3 protein-coding genes and 1 riboswitch are annotated in these 5,319 nt (G+C 63.4%); of the genes, 1 reads left to right on the forward strand and 2 read right to left on the reverse strand.

Translation table 11 applies throughout. The annotated features are described in order from the left end of the window. Nucleotides 1-1,098, reverse strand: a 1,098-nt coding sequence (locus tag LH128_RS29255; protein WP_008833317.1) for an RNA polymerase sigma factor region1.1 domain-containing protein, incomplete at its 3' end; no start/stop codon positions are given. A gap of 359 nt (nucleotides 1,099-1,457) precedes the next feature. Then, nucleotides 1,458-2,135 carry a cold-shock protein gene (locus tag LH128_RS29260; RefSeq protein ID WP_008833318.1) on the reverse strand — a complete coding sequence of 226 codons (678 nt, stop codon included), beginning with the start codon at nucleotides 2,133-2,135 and terminating at the stop codon, nucleotides 1,458-1,460. Nucleotides 2,136-2,525: 390 nt separating this feature from the next. Next, nucleotides 2,526-2,770, forward strand: a riboswitch (cobalamin riboswitch). A 171-nt stretch (nucleotides 2,771-2,941) separates the two neighbouring features. On the opposite strand from LH128_RS29260, the gene LH128_RS29265 reads away from it, so the two are divergent. Continuing rightward, nucleotides 2,942-4,984, forward strand: coding sequence for a TonB-dependent receptor (locus LH128_RS29265; RefSeq protein WP_008833319.1), 2,043 nt, complete (start codon nucleotides 2,942-2,944; stop codon nucleotides 4,982-4,984). Nucleotides 4,985-5,319 lie beyond the last annotated feature (335 nt).

The following is a 5,319-nucleotide window of genomic DNA, read 5'->3' on the forward strand; positions in this document are numbered from 1 at the left end:
GCGCTTCACCTTGTGACGCTCGGCCAGACGCAGCATCTGGCCGCCCAGCGTCGTCAGGCGGCGGTTGAAGGTGTAGAGGTTGTCGACCAGATACTCGATCTTGGCCGCATGGAACTGCACCGATTCCACCTGCGCGGTGAGATCCTCGCGCAGTTGCAGGTACTGGTCTTCCTTGGCGACCGGGAAATCGATGCCCAGCGCCAGCGCGTCGAGCCGATCGCTCTGCAGGCGCTCGAAGGTGCGGAACAGTTCGGTGATAAGCGCGAACTTCTCCAGCGCCTCCGGCGTAAGCGCGGCTTCCATCTGACCGAGGGAGAGGGTGTTGTCCTCTTCATCGTCCTCGACCTGACGCTTGGGGATCGGATTGCCGTCCTCGTCGACTTCCTCCGAGTTGTCCTCGCCGGAATCGTCATCGTCCTTGAAGGAAGGCCCAGCGGTGGCAGCGGAAATCTCGCCGTCGCCATCGCCCTCACCATTTTCGGCCAGATTTTCGGGCTGCGGCTCCTTGGAGAGCATCGCGTCGAGATCGAGAATCTCGCGAAGCTGCATGTCGCCGTTGTTGAGCGCTTCGGACCAGCCGATGATCGCGTGGAAGGTCATGGGGCTTTCGCAAAGCCCCATGATCATCATGTCGCGGCCGGCTTCGATGCGCTTGGCGATGGCAGCCTCGCCCTCGCGGCTGAGCATCTCGGCGGCGCCCATCTCCTGCAGGTACATGCGCACCGGGTCGTCGGAACGGGCGAGCGTGTCCGCCTTGCGGGTCTCGCCGGGGCGGCGCCGGGAATTGCCTTCGTCGAACCCGGTATCCGAACCGGAATCGTCATCGCCGCCATCGACGGCTTCCACGCCGTCTTCCTGCTCACCGTCCTCATCGTCATCATCGTCGTTCTCGACGATCTTGACGCCCATTTCCGAGATCGCGGCCATGATGTCCTCAATCTGATCGGTGGTCATCTGGTCCTGCGGCAGCGCGGCATTCAACTCCTTGACCGTGATGACGCCCTGGCTTTTGGCGCGCGCGATGAACCGCTGGACCGAACCCTTGTCCAGGTCGAGAAGAGGAGAGTCGTTGTCGCCGCTGCGATCGTCGTTAGTCATGCAATCCGTTGTCGTTATTGGCCTTTTCATGACGATGGTGACGCCAGGACAAGGCTAGGTTCTCAGATCATCAGCCTGATGATGCCGGTGAAGGGCGGCCTACAGGCAGGGATGAACCACTTCAGGTCTAAGGTTCAAGCAATGCGGCCGGACATCGGTTCCAGGAGGAAGCTGGTCCGCCCGCATGCTGCACGTTCGAATCAAGGAAACACGTCCCTCGTCCCGCAGTCGGCCTGTCGAAGGCAGCTTTGATCAAGGCCTTCGACATAAGCCGCTCGATGTCCGTCGCCGATCGCGATGCGATCGAGGAAAGCCCGAGATGAGGCCATGACCTCCTGCGGCAGCCATGGCCAGATCAGTCAGCGCTGGACCAGATTCACGGCCGACGCCTTGCCCCGGCGATCGATCTCGATTTCGAATTCGAGTTGATCGCCTTCCGAAAGGCCATGCAGACCGGAGCGCTCGACGGCGCTGATATGCACGAACGCATCGGGCTGGCCGTCATCGCGGACGATGAAGCCGAAGCCCTTCATGCTATTGAAGAACTTGACGGTGCCGGTGGCCTTCTCGCCAGTGGACTGATTCTGAACAGGTGCGGCACTTCGCTCGCGACGTTCGGCAACGATGACCTCTCCCACGATGGTCAGTTCGGAAGCGGAAATCTTGCCGCCTCGCTCGACCAGCTGGAATTCCAGCTGCTGACCTTCCGCCAGCGTTTCGAGGCCGGCGGACTGCACGGCGCTGATGTGCACGAATGCATCGTCGCCGCCGCCTTCAAGCTGGATGAAGCCGAAACCCTTGTCGGGGTTGAAGAACTTGACCGTCCCACGGCCCTGACCGACAACCTGGCCCGGGCCGCCGCGCGAACCGCCACCGCCACCGCCAAAACCGCCGCCTCGCGATCCGCCGAAGCCGCCACGCTGGCCGCCACCGAAGCGGTCACCACCGCCAAAGCGATCGTTGCCGCCGCCCCAACGATCATCGCCGCCGCCGAACCGGTCGCGACCTTGGCCGCGATTTCCCCTGTCGAATGTCATCTTTTAAGTACCTTAAGCTAAGTCCGAGAAACCTATCCTCGCGAGTGAACGTAGCACGCAAGGCCGCAGAACCCGTTTCAGGGTGCAGGATGAAAGGCGATAGCAGCGCAACGACGTCTTGGCGACCAGAGTTCTGCGATCGGCTGCGATGCATGGCACGGAGGCGACTTTAGCACAGCGATGACCGAAATTTCACGCAATTCGACAATCGATCCGGCCGTCGCCGACCCTTGCCAGGCGCTCGGAAGCAAATTTTGCTCCCCGGAGCGGCCCGTCAGCCCTGGCATCGCTAGTCGGGAGTTCAGGATACAGGCCGTACCTGGACGCCATACAGACAGGCTTGTGCCGTGAAACCGTTTGAGATAGCGCGCCATATCTGCCCTTCATTGGTGCAGACAAGATCGCGCTGGTGCCTCGAAAGAGGCTTAAAAGGGAACACGGTGAGAAGGCATGCCCTTCGAATCCGAGGCTGTCCCTGCAACTGTAAGCGGTGAGCGCGATGCATATGTGCGGTGGGACAAAGGTTCCTGCCGCCAGTCACTGGGCCGGACGCTGCAACATGCGAGGCCTGGGAAGGCCTTGCATCGTCGCATTGACCCGTGAGCCAGGAGACCTGCCTGCGTCTGGTCGCTCATGCCGTGGTCCAGGGGGTGGCCAAGGCCCGGAATCATTCCGTTCGAGCGACGAACCAGCGGTGGAGGCCGCATCGGTTCGCGCAGACGGTCGCCCGCGGCGTCCGACCGCCGGCGCGCGTCGACCGTCTTGATGGCGGCAAGCCTCCCACCCAGTCGCAGGCGTCGGGGGGAATGATGATGAATTTGATGAAAAGCGCTGCGCTGGTGCGCATCGTGGCAGGTACCGCAATGGCGCTGGCGACGATGCCCGCCTGCGCCGAAGAGGCACCCGCCGGCGGCGCGGATGGCGGTTCCGGCGAAATCGTGGTGTTCGGACGCGGCGAGGCCAAGATCGGCACCGCCCATGCCGCCAGCGAGGGCAGCGTCGGCGGTTCCGACCTGCTGGTCCGTCCGCTTCTGCGGGTCGCCGAACTGCTTGAGGCGGTGCCCGGCATGGTAGCGGCGCAGCATTCGGGCAGCGGCAAGGCCAACCAGTACTTCCTGCGCGGCTTCAACCTCGATCACGGCACCGACTTCACGACTTATATAGATGGCGTGCAGATGAACCTGCGCAGCCACGGGCATGGCCAAGGCTATCTCGATCTCAACGGCCTGATCCCCGAGATCGTCGCCCGCGAAGATTTCCGCAAGGGGCCGTACCGCGCAGATGGCGGCGACTTCGCACTGGCCGGCGCGGCCTACATGACGACCATCGATGGGTTCGACCGCCCGTGGATCTCGGTAGAGGGGGGATCGTACAAGTCGGGGCGGCTGGCCGCCGGTGGCACCATCAAGGATGTGGCGGGTGGCAGTCTCACGCTGGTGGGGCAGGCCAAGCGCTATGATGGTCCCTGGCAGGAGGCCGAGCATCTGCGGCATTACTCCGGCTTTGCGAAGTACATCGCGTCCGCTGGCGAAGGCACCGTCGAAGCATCGCTCCACGCCTACCACGCCACTTGGCGGCCGACCGAGCAGATCCCCGAGCGGATCATCGGCAGTGCGCTGTGCCCTGACGAATTCTGCTCCCCCGATCCTTCGGCGCGTGGCCGCACAACGCGCTTCGTCGGCAACGTCGCGGTGCGACAGCCGAACTGGAGCGCTAATGTCTATGCCCAGTACTACGACTGGAACATGTATTCGAACCCAACTTATGCCGATCCGGACGGCACCAGCGCGCAGATCGACCAGTTCGACAAGCGCTGGGTCGTGGGTATCACCGCGCGCAAGCAATGGGCTGTGGGCTCGACGCTGCAACTGAGCATGGGCACTGAAAACCGCTACGATCACATCGGCAACGTCGGGGTGAATCGCACCGAGACCCGCGCCTTTTTGTCCTCGCTGGGTCGATACCACGTCGAGGAACTGTCCGGCGCGCTCTTTGGCGAAGCGACCTGGAAGCCGGTGCCCGGCCTCAGGCTAACCGGAGGCCTGCGAGGCGATTACTACCACTACGCCGTTCGCGCGCGCGACGCCATGGCGACCGAACTGGGAACCGGCAGCGGACACGATTCGATCGTCTCACCCAAGGTATCGGCAGCCTATGAGATCGTCCCGCAGTTCGAAGTCTATGCCAACTGGGGCCGCGGCTTCCATTCCAACGACGTGCGCGGTGCGGTGAACGTGGAATCGCCCGTGCCCGTTCTGGTGCGCGGCACCGGCAAGGAACTGGGCGGGCGCCTGCAACTGGGCACCGTCTCACTGACCGCGACGTACTGGTGGCTCGACGTGGGCAGCGAACTGCGCTTCGTCGGCGATTCCAACGCGGTGGAGCCGACCGGCGCCAGCAAGCGTCATGGCTACGAGGTGGTCGGGTTCTGGCGCCCGCTGCCGTGGCTGGCGCTCGATGGCAGCTATGTCGCCAGCCACTCGCGCTACGACAACGGAGATCGCATTCCCAACGCGGTCGAGAACGCGGTCTCCGCCGGCGCGGCGATCGTGCTCGATCCGTGGGAGGCGAGCGTGCGCGTCCGGCATCTCGGCCCCTACCCGCTGATCGAGGACAACTCGCTGCGCGACAAAGGCAGCACGATCGTAAAAGCCCGCGCCGCATGGAAGGGCCGCAAGATCGAGATCTACGGCGAAGTGCTGAACATCTTCGACAGCCACGACAAGGACATCGCGTACTACTACGAGTCCTACATCCCGGCGTTCGACACCAATGGCCCGGTCGAGGGACGTCTCAGCCGCGTGATCGAACCACGCACGTTCAAGATCGGCGCACGCTACACGTTCTGATCACCAGCACGGCCTGTCCCGTCATTCGACGGGACAGGCCGTCGGTTGCCGCTTATCCGGGCCATGATCCGGGGATGCGTTCTACGCTTCGTGTACATCTACACCGTACCGCAGGAAGCGACGAGCGAGACCATAAGCGACATTGAGGCCTGTCTTGCGGCTGGCGGCGCATGCAGGGTTGGAAGAAAGGCCGATCAGGCTGAATGTGCACTCACCATCTCGGAAGCGCTGCGCGCATCAAAGGTTCGGCCCAGGTCAGCGAGCTTCACAGCACCCAGCCGGGCGACCAGCAAAGCCTCCGCCTCTGAAAGCGCCTCCGCCAGCGCCTCGTTGAC

Origin of the sequence: Sphingomonas sp. LH128, from assembly GCF_000293195.2 — a bacterium.
Lineage (GTDB): Bacteria > Pseudomonadota > Alphaproteobacteria > Sphingomonadales > Sphingomonadaceae > Novosphingobium > Novosphingobium resinovorum_A.